This is a genomic window from Stutzerimonas chloritidismutans (assembly GCF_038562055.1).
GTDB classification, from domain to species: domain Bacteria; phylum Pseudomonadota; class Gammaproteobacteria; order Pseudomonadales; family Pseudomonadaceae; genus Stutzerimonas; species Stutzerimonas chloritidismutans_A.
The window spans coordinates 227,423-240,021 of the sequence record NZ_JBCFXD010000002.1; the positions used below are offsets into that span (position 1 = coordinate 227,423).

General features: G+C 57.4%; 15 protein-coding genes. 7 read left to right on the forward strand and 8 right to left on the reverse strand.

Translation table 11 applies throughout. The features are described 5' to 3' along the window. The first annotated feature begins 60 nt into the window (after positions 1-60). Positions 61-381: a DUF2025 family protein gene (locus AAGW23_RS04480; RefSeq protein ID WP_342405170.1), complete on the forward strand. Its 321-nt coding sequence runs from the start codon at positions 61-63 to the stop codon at positions 379-381. 117 nt (positions 382-498) lie between these two features. Continuing rightward, positions 499-2,421, forward strand: a complete 1,923-nt coding sequence (locus tag AAGW23_RS04485; RefSeq protein ID WP_342405171.1) for a HAMP domain-containing methyl-accepting chemotaxis protein — start codon at positions 499-501, stop codon at positions 2,419-2,421. Between the two features lie 353 nt (positions 2,422-2,774). On the opposite strand, the gene AAGW23_RS04490 is transcribed toward AAGW23_RS04485, so the two are convergent. Further along, positions 2,775-3,671, reverse strand: coding sequence for an EamA family transporter (locus AAGW23_RS04490; RefSeq protein ID WP_342405172.1), 897 nt, complete (start codon positions 3,669-3,671; stop codon positions 2,775-2,777). A gap of 213 nt (positions 3,672-3,884) precedes the next feature. Between AAGW23_RS04490 and AAGW23_RS04495 the strand changes: the two genes are divergently transcribed. Together AAGW23_RS04495 and AAGW23_RS04500 are read left to right on the forward strand one after the other, a co-directional pair. Continuing rightward, entirely contained in the window at positions 3,885-4,589 is a 705-nt protein-coding gene (locus AAGW23_RS04495) for a YebC/PmpR family DNA-binding transcriptional regulator (protein WP_148924650.1), read from the forward strand. 34 nt (positions 4,590-4,623) lie between these two features. After that, positions 4,624-4,968 (forward strand): YajD family HNH nuclease, encoded by a 345-nt coding sequence (locus AAGW23_RS04500; protein ID WP_342405173.1) that lies wholly within the window; start codon positions 4,624-4,626, stop codon positions 4,966-4,968. A 25-nt stretch (positions 4,969-4,993) separates the two neighbouring features. Here AAGW23_RS04500 and AAGW23_RS04505 read toward each other — a convergent pair whose 3' ends face one another. Beyond that, positions 4,994-5,425 (reverse strand): universal stress protein, encoded by a 432-nt coding sequence (locus AAGW23_RS04505; protein ID WP_342405174.1) that lies wholly within the window; start codon positions 5,423-5,425, stop codon positions 4,994-4,996. 122 nt (positions 5,426-5,547) lie between these two features. On the opposite strand from AAGW23_RS04505, the gene AAGW23_RS04510 reads away from it, so the two are divergent. Then, positions 5,548-5,991 carry a group II truncated hemoglobin gene (locus tag AAGW23_RS04510; protein ID WP_342405175.1) on the forward strand — a complete coding sequence of 148 codons (444 nt, stop codon included), beginning with the start codon at positions 5,548-5,550 and terminating at the stop codon, positions 5,989-5,991. A gap of 247 nt (positions 5,992-6,238) precedes the next feature. Here AAGW23_RS04510 and AAGW23_RS04515 read toward each other — a convergent pair whose 3' ends face one another. Next, a complete protein-coding gene (locus AAGW23_RS04515; protein WP_342405176.1) occupies positions 6,239-6,754 on the reverse strand; it encodes a hypothetical protein in 516 nt (171 codons plus the stop codon). Positions 6,755-7,467: 713 nt separating this feature from the next. Between AAGW23_RS04515 and AAGW23_RS04520 the strand changes: the two genes are divergently transcribed. Further along, positions 7,468-7,890 carry a GNAT family N-acetyltransferase gene (locus AAGW23_RS04520; protein WP_342405177.1) on the forward strand — a complete coding sequence of 141 codons (423 nt, stop codon included), beginning with the start codon at positions 7,468-7,470 and terminating at the stop codon, positions 7,888-7,890. After that, on the forward strand, positions 7,887-8,300 hold the full coding sequence (locus AAGW23_RS04525) for an NUDIX domain-containing protein (protein WP_342405178.1): 414 nt from the start codon (positions 7,887-7,889) through the stop codon (positions 8,298-8,300). The genes AAGW23_RS04520 and AAGW23_RS04525 overlap by 4 nt, the downstream gene beginning before the upstream one ends. Before the next feature lie 21 nt (positions 8,301-8,321). On the opposite strand, the gene AAGW23_RS04530 is transcribed toward AAGW23_RS04525, so the two are convergent. From AAGW23_RS04530 to AAGW23_RS04550, 5 genes are all read right to left on the reverse strand, one after another. Then, on the reverse strand, positions 8,322-8,468 hold the full coding sequence (locus tag AAGW23_RS04530; RefSeq protein WP_342405179.1) for a hypothetical protein: 147 nt from the start codon (positions 8,466-8,468) through the stop codon (positions 8,322-8,324). Positions 8,469-9,025: 557 nt separating this feature from the next. Further along, on the reverse strand, positions 9,026-10,024 hold the full coding sequence (gene rpoS / locus AAGW23_RS04535) for an RNA polymerase sigma factor RpoS (RefSeq protein WP_342405181.1): 999 nt from the start codon (positions 10,022-10,024) through the stop codon (positions 9,026-9,028). 98 nt (positions 10,025-10,122) lie between these two features. After that, complete coding sequence (locus AAGW23_RS04540; protein ID WP_425540811.1) at positions 10,123-10,965, reverse strand: peptidoglycan DD-metalloendopeptidase family protein; 843 nt, start codon at positions 10,963-10,965, stop codon at positions 10,123-10,125. A 30-nt stretch (positions 10,966-10,995) separates the two neighbouring features. After that, entirely contained in the window at positions 10,996-11,931 is a 936-nt protein-coding gene (locus tag AAGW23_RS04545) for a DUF368 domain-containing protein (protein WP_342405183.1), read from the reverse strand. Between the two features lie 17 nt (positions 11,932-11,948). Continuing rightward, positions 11,949-12,584, reverse strand: a complete 636-nt coding sequence (locus AAGW23_RS04550) for a protein-L-isoaspartate(D-aspartate) O-methyltransferase (protein WP_342405502.1) — start codon at positions 12,582-12,584, stop codon at positions 11,949-11,951. Positions 12,585-12,599: the final 15 nt, after the last annotated feature.

Below are 12,599 nucleotides of genomic sequence, written 5' to 3' on the forward strand. Positions count from 1 at the left end.
GCCAGTAGCATCGAACGCCTGCCCTGCGTGTAAACCACCCGAATCGATAGCGAGGTTTACATGAGCATTACATCCGCTGACATCTGCCGGGCCGCCGACGGCCTGCAAGGTTTTGTGGGTTTCAACGGCAAAATCGGCCAGCACATCGTTCGGTTCAGCGAAGACTCGTTCGGTATGGACGTTGTCGACAGCAGCATCACACCGGCGAGCGAATTCGTCTGGCAAATCATCGATGACCAACTGATGACGCTCAAACGTGAGCTGATTCAGCTGCTCCTCGATCAGAACATCAATGATCGACTAGCCATCACCGAGCCGTTACTCGCCTATATGCGCCGAAAGGATTTGCCGGAGATCCAGGCGCAGCGTGTCAGACAATGACAACCTCCCTCTGACCACTACCCGCAAGTCATCAGACAACACCCTCAAGTTATGGCGATTTAGGCCGATGTCGTTGTACGACTACTACTATCGGCTCTGCCAGCTTGAGGAACAACAATGAAAAATCTCAAAGTCAGCTACAAGCTGACGCTTGGCTTCGCTGCAGTACTCCTGCTCACCGTTTGCGTGGCCGCTATCGGCGTGCTCAGCATGGATGCATTGATCTCACGGAGCGATAAAGCACAGACAGCCGAAAATTTGCTCAACGAAGCCAACCAGATCCGCTATGCACAGGTGCGCTTCGAAGAGCACGGCGATGAGAAATACGTTGCCCAGGTAACCGACGCGGTAACGAACATTGCTCGACTGGTCGAACAGAAAAAAGCCAGCTTCTCGGAACCGCAGGACCGGGAGTTGCTGCAAACCATCGCCAATCAGGCGCGAGAGTACCAGGTCGCATTCGAAAAGCTCGTCGCAATGCATGCACTGAAAAAGCAGACACGCGCCAATTGGGTTGAAGCAGGCAATACCACCGATAAACTGATAGCCAATCTGGAGCAGCGCTGGAACGGTGTTCAGGGCAATCCGGTCCTGCACCCGACCGGAGACATTGCCAATATCGCGCTGATGACAACTGAGCTTTCCAAGCAGAATCGACTGCTGCGCTTTACCGTGCGCGGATATCTGATGGAAGAATCCGAAGCCGCCCTGAACACCTTGAGCCAGCAATTCGACGCGTTGAACGCAGCCATCACGCCGCTGGAGAACGAGCTGATCGGTCCTCAAGCCGAAAGCCTGAAAATCCTTAAGGCCAGCGCGACCGAATACGTCGACCTGGTGAAAAAGCTGCCTCCCATCGTTGCCAGTCAACAACAGGCGCGCCAGGAGATGGAGGCCATCTTCGCGAAACTCTACGAGCAGGCCCGGGCCATCATCTCCACCCAGACCCAAAAACGTGCCGATGATGCTCAAACCAAGAAAATTCAGGTCATCGGCATTACCTTGGCAGCTATCCTCCTGGGCGCTGTGATCGGCTGGCTAATCGTCCGTCAGATCACGCAGCCCCTCAATCAGGCCGTTCGGATCGCCGAGCGCATCGGCGCAGGCGACATGACCGGTCAGGCCCCGGAGCCCCGCCATGACGAGTTCGGCCAACTGCTCCAGGCGCTGGGCAAGACGCGCGGCAACCTGCAGGCGCTGATCGGAAATATCGGTGGTATCACTGCACAGCTGGCCAGCGCCTCCGATGAGCTTTCCGCAGTGACCGAGCAGACTAGCGCTGGTGTCAGCAGCCAGCGTCAGGAAACCGATCAGGTCGCGACGGCCATGCATGAGATGACCGCGACAGTGCAAGAAGTCGCACGCAATGCCGAAGAAGCGTCGAGCGCCGCCCAGCGCGCCGATCAGCAGGCCGTCAAAGGCAATACCGTGGTCCAGCGCGCCCTGTCGCAGATTGACCGACTCTCTAGCGAAGTGACGCTATCGGCCGAAGCCATGACCCAGCTGAACCAGGAAACCGACGGCATCAGCACGGTGCTGACCGTCATCAATGGCATTGCCGAGCAAACCAACCTGCTTGCCCTTAACGCTGCCATTGAGGCCGCACGGGCGGGTGAAGCCGGGCGCGGGTTCGCGGTGGTAGCCGACGAGGTGCGCGGCCTGGCCCAGCGCACACAGCAGTCCACTGCGCAAATTGAAGCCCTGATCGCTACCCTGCAGAAAGGCGCCCGCACCGCATCTGGAATGATGGACAGCAGCAGCACCCTGGCCCGCGATACTGTCACCCTCGCACGAGAGGTGGGTACGGAGCTGCAAGCCATTACCGAAACCGTTTCGGTCATTCAGGCGATGAACCTGCAGATCGCCACGGCGGCTGAGCAACAGAGCTCGGTTGCTGAAGAAATCAATCGCAGCGTGCTCAGCGTTCGCGACGTGGCTGACCAATCCGCTGAGGCGGCTCGGGAAACGGCTGCGTCCACCGCGCGCCTTGCGCAGTTGGGCAGCGAACTGCAGACCATGATCGGGCGGTTCAAGGTATGAGATTCGGCCCATCGCCACGGCAAAATCCGTCGCTATCCAATCCTGTCCGGCAGGCGTAGTCTCGGCTCCATTCACCGTTGATCCTCATGCATGCCAAGGTGCACTGGCACAGAGCAGACCTACGCAGGGATGCACAACCAAGCCGATCAATCGCGAGGCGACACCATGAGCAAGGGTATGGATACAAAGAAAAACGCAAAGAAGAAACCCCAGAAGACAGCGCAGGAGAAGCGCACGGCCAAGAGGGAAAAAGCTAACGGCATTACACCACTACTGGGCAGTCACGCCGCTCGGTAACGCCATAGAGGTAGAAGCGCGCCCCGCACGGTAGACCGTCGCGGGGCGCTTTGCTGTCAAGCTGTCGAGCTACCAAAGGCGGTGCGCACGCGGCCGACCACCCAGCCGCCGCCTACATTGATCCCCAGCCCCAGCATGACCAGCAATGCGCCGGCGGCCTGCAACAGGCCCAAGTGCTCATCCAGCAGTACGGCAGCAGAAGTCAGGCCGACGACGGGCACCAACAATGAGAAAGGCGCAACGGTATTCGCCGGATAGCGGGAAAGCAGGCGACTCCAGAGCCCGTAACCAAGAATCGTCGCACCGAAGGCCAGATAGATCAGCACCAGCGCTGAATCCATCCCGAATCCAACCAGCGCGCCCTTGATCGCTTCTGGCCCCTCCAACACCCACGACAGCGCGAAGAACGGGATGGGTGGGATCAGACTGCCCCATACCACCAGCCCAACCAGATTCACCTTGCCCACCTTGCGGGTAACGATATTGCCCATTGCCCACATCGAGGCTGCGCAGATGGTCAGCAGGAAACCGGCCAGCGTCATGCTGCGATCGCCTTGCATACCGATCAGCAGTAGACCACCAGCGGCAATCACCAACCCGACCAGATTGCTTGCACGGAGCCGTTCGCCAAGAAACAGAACGGCAAAGAACAGCGTGAAAAATGCCTGCGACTGCAAAACCAGGGAGGCCAGGCCCGCAGGCATGCCGACCTTCATCGCAGAGAAGAGGAAAGCGAACTGACCTAGCGATATGGTCCCGCCATATGCCAGTAGCCAACGCAGCGGCATCTGTGGCCGTTTTATAAACAGCACCGCCGGAAATGCCGCGAGGAGAAAGCGCAGTGACCCCAGCAGCATCGGCGGGATGTCATCCAGGCCGACCTTGATCACGACGAAGTTCATGCCCCAGACAACGATCACGACCAGTGCCAGCATCAGGTCCTTTGGCGACATGGCGCAGTTCCCCAGACAAAAAAGCATTAAAGCCTCGTGTGACGGTCGCGTACTCATACAGCGGGCAGGCAATTGGGCGTTACAGTCGAGCCAGAGGCGCCATACGTCCTGCCGTATCTCTGGAGTTGCGCGCGGCCTGTGCCTGCTGCCGCCGCAAAGGCTAGAATCGCTGTTAGTCGATCTCCATCAACTTCACCAATCACGAGAACATTCATGGGCGCACAGTGGAAAGCGAAACATAAGGAAGCGGCAGCGAACGCCAAGGGACGTACCTTCGGCAAACTGTCCAAGGAAATCATGATCGCGGCCCGTAGCGGCGCCGACCCGGACATGAATCCTCGCTTGCGCCTGGTAGTCGAACAGGCGAAGAAGGCCTCGATGCCCCGTGAGACTCTAGAGCGCGCAATCAAGAAAGGCGCGGGCTTGCTTGGGGAGAGCGTCAACTACGAGCGCACCACCTATGAAGGCTTCGCCCCTCATCAGGTCCCGGTGATCGTCGAGTGCCTGACCGACAACGTTAACCGCACTGTGGCCGAGATCCGCGTGCTGTTTCGCAAGGGCCAGCTCGGCGCCTCCGGCTCGGTCGCCTGGGATTTCGATCACTGCGGCATGATCGAAGCCGCGCCGGCTAGCGCCGATGCCGATGCTGAACTGGCCGCCATCGAAGCGGGCGCCCAGGATTTCGAAGCCGCTGAAGACGGCGCCACACTGTTTATCAGCGACGCCACCGACATGGACGTGGTCTGCCGGGCCCTGCCTGAGCATGGATTCACTGTCCAGTCGGCACAGCTCGGCTACCGTCCGAAAAATCCCGTCACGACGCTGTCCGAGGCGGAACTGGAAGAAGTCGAAGCCTTTCTCAGCGCCATCGACGCCCACGATGATGTACAGAATGTCTATGTCGGCCTGGCCGGCTAACAAACACTGCAACCGTTGAGCTAGAGGCACAGCGATGAGTACAAACAAACCCAATACGCCCTACGCGCAGCGCGAACAGGGTTATCGTGAGAAGGCCCTGAAGATGTACCCCTGGGTCTGCGGACGTTGCGCAAGAGAGTTCTCAGGCAAGCGCCTGAGCGAGCTGACGGTTCATCACAAGGACCACAACCACGACAACAACCCGGAAGACGGCTCGAACTGGGAGTTGCTCTGCCTGTACTGCCACGACAACGAGCACTCGCGTTACACCGACAATCAGTACTACGCCGAGGCGAAACCAGGCGGTGACCTAGGTCCGAAGGAAACCTTCAAGGCCTTCGCCAACCTGGGCGATCTCCTCAAGAAAAAACCGGACTGAGTCCAGCCCGGTATTGCGGCGCCGGTTACTTCACCAGCAGGACCGGCACCGACACTTCATGCACGACCCGATTGGCGACCGAGCCCATCAGCATGCCGGTAAAGCTCCCCATACCGCGGGTGCCCATTACCACCGTGTCACAGCCGAAGCGCTGCACCGCATCATTCACCTGCTCAGCCACGTTACCCAAAATTGCGTGAGTCTGGTGTGGAATCCCAGCCGTCTGCAGCGCTGTAGCGGCATCTGCAAGAGTACGGTTCGATTTTTCGATAAAGCTCTGGTTCAGCTCATCAACCGTACCCGCGGTAACGAATTCGCCGTAGAGCACCGGCTCCTGCTGTACGTTCAGCACATGTACCTGCGGCGGCTTAAGCGCATCGCCGGCAAAATCGATGATGTATTGCAATGCCCGCTTGGCATTGTCCGAACCGTCATAAGCGAGAAGAATATTGCGCATAGCGAGTCTCCAACCGGATTTGACGACAGCATAGACCATCATCCAGGCGCGCTTGAGTGCCAAAATCGCATCCGTTGCTCTGGATCAATCTCCACGGCCCGCAGCCATTTCGAGGGCTTAACATGAGTACAACATCTGACGTTCCGTTTGGTACGGGCGATGCTTCATTCCAGGCAGCCGGTGGCGAGTCCGGCCTGGCCCGCTTGGTCGACGACTTCTATCTGATCATGGACGAACTCGAAGACGCTCGCTGCGTCCGCTATCTGTACCCATGCGATCTGGGCGAGTCACGCAAGCGGCTGGCGGCGTTTCTTTGTGGTTGGCTGGGCGGCCCCCGTCGCTACGCGGAACACTATGGCAGCATCAGCATTCCGCAATTCCACACCCGCTGGACAGTGGGCGAAGCCGAGCGCGATGCATGGCTCAAATGCATGGCGCTCGCGATAGCTCGACAGGGATATACCGATGCATTTGCTGAGTACTTATTGATTCAGCTGCGAGTCCCTGCAGAACGGATTCTTCAGGCCGGCAAACAAGCGTGCCCCGGACAATTAATCACCCTGTAATTTAGCCCGGTCAGGCACGACGCCGAACACTGGCACCTCGCTGCATCAACCCTGTGCGGCCGGTAATGACTAAGTAGCACTAAGCGACCCAGCCAAGCTGATCAGGGAAGATCAATTGCCTCTGTGAACGAACAAAGAAGTTGGTGACGCGGAAGGATTTCCAGGGACAGCGGTATCGAGATTGTCCATCTGTTTAGCTCGACATAAAGAGCAAGTGCGATGCGGTTAAACATCGCACTCGTTGGCCTCAGTAGTTGTAGCCGATACCGACGCTGTAAAAGAACGCACCGTCGTCGTAACGATCCCGCGCATCGCTTCCACTTTTGAAGAGGAATTGATATTCGGCCATAGCAGTGATGAACGTCTTGTCCTGTACCCAGTATTTGATACCGACTTCTGGACCGCCCATGAAGGTTTCGTCAACCTCCTCACCATAAATCCCGCCAACACTCACCCCGACAAAGGGACGGGTATTGCCGCTACCGAAGTGATAGTCGTAGAACACACGGGTGGAACCGTCGAATTGCACGCTTTCCCCTTCTGAATCCCGAGCATTCACGGTTTGCCGAACGCCCCACATGGAGGACTCGCTCAGATATGTACCCCAACTGCCCTGTAGGGAGAACACTGTATCGTCGAAGTCCTTATCGCTGCTGCCCGCACCACCCAGGGTTACTTCGCGATCACCTGCCACTGGAGCGGCAACTGCAATAGCGGGAAGCATGGCGGCGACCAGGAGGGTAGTTTTGAAAAGTCTGTTCATGACAACACCTCTTGTTCTTGCTAACTATGGCGGAATACGCAAATTATTTGATGCGCACTGTTAATGACAGGAACACGCCAAGACTGTTCATTTTATTTTAGGTATACATTGCAAGCTATTGTTTTGATTTACTTTTTAAATGAAAATAAACCCATCAACCGTTACTTTTTAAGCTTTAAACAAACGAAACGGTAAACTAGCGAAACGACGCCATACTCAATTCGACCGCCTTTGCCGAGAATTCTAATTACATGTTTATCGTCGACCACTACAACGAGGTTTTGGTGAAGCGCTCCGTCAGTGGTCCCAGGTAGCACTGAGACGAGCCAGGCAGGTCTGGATTGAAAGACTTCGCTGACGATGATTACCTGTACCAATCATCAGAATGAGGACACCTCAATACCCGAGGCAGCCCAGATCACGGGCGCGCTACGCGTGGATTTCTGCAGAGATATGGCATGCAACATGGCCAACTAGAGAGGTATTTGTCGGCCGTGCATAGCCTGCCTCCCTATCACTGCAGTCAATAACACCAGCATGCTTACTTGATAGGCAGAGGACAGTAAACTGTCCACCCGATCGCTGCTTTAGAGCCTACCCGCCGGTGGCACCGGGCCCGCTCGCCAAGCGCGAACGCTACTGATGGCCAGCCCCCGGACCGTTTGCGAGACGAACATCAGTTGATATCCGGCAGCACAAATGGAGAACATCTAATGGAAACCGCTCAGCTGCGCCAGCTGCCCGGTGAATGCAGAGCTTTACTCAACAAGTTTTATCGAGCCCATCGCAGCCATATGCGAGCGCCGGCTGGCGCTTGCTATTGGGTCGCCGAACACTCGGACATTCTTGCCGGCCTATGTCTCTCAGACGTTGAAGTCGGCCAATGGCTCACCGGTTTGCTGGTCACTCCGGATCACCGCAGCCAGGGGCTGGGAAGGCGTCTGGTTGCGCAGGCACTGGCTGGTTGCGATGGGCCTGTATGGCTGTTTTGCGAACCGAGAACGGTGTCTTTCTATGAACCACTGGGCTTCGCTGAGGCCACTGTATTGCCGGAGGCGCTCGCCTCCCGCTTGCAACGGTACAACCGACACAAGACCCTTGTGGCGCTATGTCACGATAACGAGAGCACGCGATGACTTTTACCACGCTCAGAATCGCCACGGCCTGCCTACTTGATGAAGCGGGGCGCGTGCTGGTTGTCCGCAAGCGCGGCACCCAAGCGTTCATGTTGCCTGGTGGCAAAATTGAACTAGGAGAAACAGCTCAGCAAGCAGTTGAGAGGGAGTTGCTTGAAGAACTGGGTCTGCAGATAGACCGGTCGCACCTAGACTCGCTTGGCCATTTCCAGTCAAGGGCGGCCAACGAGCCCGATCACTGGGTGGAAGCTGACGTGTTCTTCATCCGCCTGGAGAGCCCGGTAAAGGCACAGGCGGAAATCGAGGCGCTGAAATGGCTGGAGGTACATGCAGGGCGACAGAGACACCTGGCGCCCCTACTGCAGGAGCAGGTACTTCCCGCCTTGCGCCAAAGGCTGCTTAAAGACTAACGGAAGGACATTAATCAGCCATTACGGGGATATGGGATCACTCGCCGGGAAAGTCTCTTCGAGAGCCTCATCAAGCTGATCGTCGTCAGCCTCATCGGGATTACGTTTAACCGGATCTTCTTCATTTCGCCCAGGCTGGGCCGGTTGGTTACGCTCGTCGCCGTTCATGGTTTGCTCCTCTGAATAGGTTATGCCTATTAGGCTGTCTACCCATGCAGTGGTTCGCGCGCCGCCTCAACAAAAACGCCAGGCAAAAAAAGGGGCGGGGGTTAACCCCCGCCCGCCTCCTTCCCTACTTCCTTTTCTTTCCTACTCATCGTCCTGATGAAACCGCCTCCAGCGGTTGATCCTGCTCGACATCCATGCCGGCTGTGCTTGTCCCTGAACACAGTTGCAATATTAGAGCTTTGAGCGACAACAGCAACTGTGAAAAATGCATGGTGGCAACGATGCCATCACGCACCAAAATTAGCTTTTCCAATAAAAACAGAGGGTTAGCAGAATACTTTTCTCTCTATGGCGATCCACTCGGCTGGCTTGCCAGGCTTGGCTTACAACGCTTGTCAGCAAATACCTACACAACGGATCGCCTATGGGCAAATCATAGCAACGGAGTTAATGCTGGCCTTGTTTCATAACGGCTAAACAAGGTACCGCTCCAGACTATGACGGGCACAGCGGTGTGCTCCTTACCATCAGTAAGGAGCAGATTAGTAAAAAGGGGCCTAGCGGAATAGCGACTCACTGGAGAGGCCGTTGCGCTCCAGAATCTCACGCAGGCGCTTGAGTGCTTCAACCTGGATCTGTCGAACCCGCTCACGCGTTAAGCCAATTTCCTGGCCAACCTCCTCCAGCGTGCAGCTTTCATGGCCCCGCAGCCCAAAGCGTCGAATCACCACTTCCCGCTGTTTCTCGGTCAAGTCGGATAGCCACTGATCGATGCTCTCGGATAGATCGTCGTCAAGCAACAGCTCGCACGGATCACTCGGTCGGTCATCCGTCAGAGTATCCAGCAAAGTCTTGTCAGTATCAGGGCCTAGCGAGACGTCGACAGAGGTCACCCGCTCGTTCAGCCCTAACATACGCTTGACCTCCGCCACCGGCTTTTCAAGCAGGTTGGCGATCTCCTCTGGGCTGGGCTCGTGATCGAGTTTCTGAGTGAGCTCGCGTGCGGCACGCAGGTACACGTTCAGCTCCTTGACCACATGAATCGGCAGACGAATGGTCCGAGTCTGATTCATGATCGCCCGCTCGATCGTCTGCCTGATCCACCAGGTGGCGTAGGTCGAGAAGCGGAAACCACGCTCTGGATCGAACTTCTCGACCGCGCGAATCAGACCGAGATTGCCTTCCTCCACCAGATCAAGCAAGGACAGACCGCGATTGACGTAGCGCCGCGCGATCTTCACGACCAGCCGCAGATTACTCTCGATCATGCGCTTGCGACCCGCCGGATCGCCCTTCTGAGCAAGACGCGCGAAGTGCACTTCCTGTTCGGGCGTCAGCAGTGGGGAAAAACCGATTTCGTTGAGGTAAAGCTGCGTGGCGTCAAGCGCGCGGGTGTAATCGATGAATTTGTGTTGCTTGACCGTTGCGGCCTTGGACTTGGTGCCACCTGAACCGACTCGGGAGATCTCGGTATCCGGATCTACATTCAGAGACGGTTCCATGAGTAGAACAGCATCGTCTACGTCAAACTCCGGCACTTCTTTTTTGAGAGCCATTATTGTTTTCCTGTTCTGAGTTCGACAACAGGCTTGGGCGGCGCGCATTCCCTGGCATCGCTCAAGCCCCTCCTAGGGCCGGAACAGGTTGAATCAAATCATCGCTTTGGCAGGTATTGCAGCGGATCTACAGGCTTGCCTTGGCGGCGAATCTCAAAGTGCAGTTTCACCCGGTCGGTTCCAGTCGATCCCATCTCGGCAATGGTCTGCCCAGCTTTGACTTGTTGCCCCTCCTGAACCAGCAGCCTGCGGTTGTGGCCGTAGGCACTTACATAGGTATCGCTGTGCTTGATGATCACAAGTTCGCCGTAACCCCGTAAACCACTGCCGGCGTACACAACAGCCCCATCAGAAGCAGCTAAAACAGGCTGTCCTAATTCCCCGGCGATATCAATGCCTTTATTCAAACTTCCGTTTGAGGAAAATCGACCGATCACAGCCCCCCCTGCAGGCCAGGCCCAACCGCTTGCAGACCGGGTCACTGCCCTGATCGGAGCACTCGGCGCAGCAGGTCTGGCCGCCGGTGCGCTCGGACGCGTCAAAGGTGGCGGCGTTGGCACTGGGTTGGTGACAATGGTTGGCGTGCGGGAGACAGGAGGCGGGGTCCTGGTTTCCGGACGAGCGGCAACGGCACGGGGAACCTGGCCACTGAAGCGAATTGTCTGACCCGGATAGATGACATGCGGCGGATGGATATTGTTCACCCGCGCCAGGTCGCGCCAATCCCAGCCAAAGCGGAAAGCAATCGACCACAGTGAGTCGCCGCGCTGAACCGTGTAGTGACCGCTCGTGACACGGTCCCGGCTATTACGATCAACAACGCTCACCCCGCCTGAAGGCGAGCTGGCGCACCCGGCCAATAACGAACCCGCCAACAAGGCGACAAGCGCGCAACGGAATGGTGAACTGCGTATCCACCGCGTGCTGGCTGTGAGCTTCAATACCCGCTCCCTAAGATCGACAAAGTCGGTTCAGACGCTTTGCGCGACTGGCTGGTGACGTCCGGCAAACCACTCCAACCCAAGCACCAGGGCGATACCGGCTACAGCGAGCAAGATCGCCAGCAAAAGCTGCGGATCCTGCCCGGTCAGATCGCCATAAGCGCCCGGCAGGAGGTTCTGCTCCAGCAGCGGCACTTGTTCACCGTGCGAGTTGGTGCGCCAGGTGAGCGTTTCTTTCCATGGCCAAACCTTGTTCAGCGAACCAAGCATCAGTCCGGTAAGAAACGCCAGAGTGAGGTCGCGCCAGCGGCGCAGGACCCAGCTCAGGACACGCGCAAAGCTCAACAAGCCGACCAGGCAACCGGCGGCAAAGGTCAACATGACACCCAGATCCAAGGCTTTGACTGCGCCTAGAACCACGGGGTAAAGGCCGAGCAGCACCAGAATGAAGCTGCCGGATATACCCGGCAGGATCATGGCGCAGATGGCGATGGCGCCAGCAAAAAACAGGCTGACGCTGCTGGTACTCCACTGCATGGGCGCGGCAACAGTAATCCAGTAGGCAAAACCGACGCCAAGACACAAACTGACCAACCGCGACAGGTTGCGACGCTGGATTTCCTTGCTGACTAAATGCACGGAAACCAGAATCAGACCAAAGAAGAAAGACCACACCGGAATCGGATGCTGCTCGAGCAGATAGGTAATCAATTTCGCCAGGCTGAGCACACTGGTCAGAATGCCGGCGAACAGTACCAGTAGAAAGCTAGCGTTGGCGATGCGCCATGCTTCGGCGATGCGCCCCTTCAGCAGCGACGGAATGGCGTTCGGCACCGCGCCGATGGAGCGCAGCAATTCATCGTAGATTCCGGTTATGAATGCCACGGTTCCGCCCGAGACGCCGGGCACCACATCAGCCGCACCCATCGCCATGCCTTTGGCGTACAACAGCAACGCGTTTTTCATGCTTCCATCCGCTGTGATCAAACTACAGGTCCATTGAGCAGCGGCACGAAGCGCACGGTATCCAGCAGATGGCGGGAAAAACCGTCTTCCTCTCGAATGATCAGCATCAATTGCTGGACTTCGCCAACCCCGACCGGAATCACCAGCCGCCCGCCGGAAGCCAGCTGATCGAGCAGAGCCTGGGGCACATCGGCTGCCGCCGCGGTAACGATGATGCCGTTGTAAGGAGCCAGCGCAGGCCAGCCCTCCCAACCATCACCCCAGCGAAAGACCACGTTGCGCAACTTGAGTTCGACCAGACGCTCTTTGGCACGGTCCTGCAGCGCCTGAATACGCTCTACAGAGAACACCCGTTCCACCAGCTGCGCCAATACCGCTGTCTGGTAGCCAGAACCCGTGCCGATCTCCAGCACCTTGTCCAATGGGCCATCAGCCAACAGCAGTTCACTCATACGCGCCACCATGAAGGGCTGCGAGATGGTCTGGTTGTGGCCGATAGGCAGCGCGGTGTCTTCGTAGGCGCGGTGAGACAGTGCTTCATCTACGAACAGATGGCGCGGCGTACGCCGAATCACCTCAAGCACGCGAGGGTCTGACAACCCTTCCTCGTAGAGCCGCTGAATCAGTCGGTCACGGGTGCGTTGCGAGGTCATCCCAGTGCCGTGGCG

Bases quoted from the DNA above. Each gene is read 5' to 3' on its own strand.
- AAGW23_RS04480 (WP_342405170.1), top strand. From the start codon at position 61: ATGAGCATTACATCCGCTGACATCTGCCGGGCCGCCGACGGCCTGCAA.
- AAGW23_RS04485 (WP_342405171.1), top strand. From the start codon at position 499: ATGAAAAATCTCAAAGTCAGCTACAAGCTGACGCTTGGCTTCGCTGCA.
- AAGW23_RS04490 (WP_342405172.1), bottom strand. From the start codon at position 3,671: ATGTCGCCAAAGGACCTGATGCTGGCACTGGTCGTGATCGTTGTCTGG.
- AAGW23_RS04495 (WP_148924650.1), top strand. From the start codon at position 3,885: ATGGGCGCACAGTGGAAAGCGAAACATAAGGAAGCGGCAGCGAACGCC.
- AAGW23_RS04500 (WP_342405173.1), top strand. From the start codon at position 4,624: ATGAGTACAAACAAACCCAATACGCCCTACGCGCAGCGCGAACAGGGT.
- AAGW23_RS04505 (WP_342405174.1), bottom strand. From the start codon at position 5,425: ATGCGCAATATTCTTCTCGCTTATGACGGTTCGGACAATGCCAAGCGG.
- AAGW23_RS04510 (WP_342405175.1), top strand. From the start codon at position 5,548: ATGAGTACAACATCTGACGTTCCGTTTGGTACGGGCGATGCTTCATTC.
- AAGW23_RS04515 (WP_342405176.1), bottom strand. From the start codon at position 6,754: ATGAACAGACTTTTCAAAACTACCCTCCTGGTCGCCGCCATGCTTCCC.
- AAGW23_RS04520 (WP_342405177.1), top strand. From the start codon at position 7,468: ATGGAAACCGCTCAGCTGCGCCAGCTGCCCGGTGAATGCAGAGCTTTA.
- AAGW23_RS04525 (WP_342405178.1), top strand. From the start codon at position 7,887: ATGACTTTTACCACGCTCAGAATCGCCACGGCCTGCCTACTTGATGAA.
- AAGW23_RS04530 (WP_342405179.1), bottom strand. From the start codon at position 8,468: ATGAACGGCGACGAGCGTAACCAACCGGCCCAGCCTGGGCGAAATGAA.
- rpoS (WP_342405181.1), bottom strand. From the start codon at position 10,024: ATGGCTCTCAAAAAAGAAGTGCCGGAGTTTGACGTAGACGATGCTGTT.
- AAGW23_RS04545 (WP_342405183.1), bottom strand. From the start codon at position 11,931: ATGAAAAACGCGTTGCTGTTGTACGCCAAAGGCATGGCGATGGGTGCG.
- AAGW23_RS04550 (WP_342405502.1), bottom strand. From the start codon at position 12,584: ATGACCTCGCAACGCACCCGTGACCGACTGATTCAGCGGCTCTACGAG.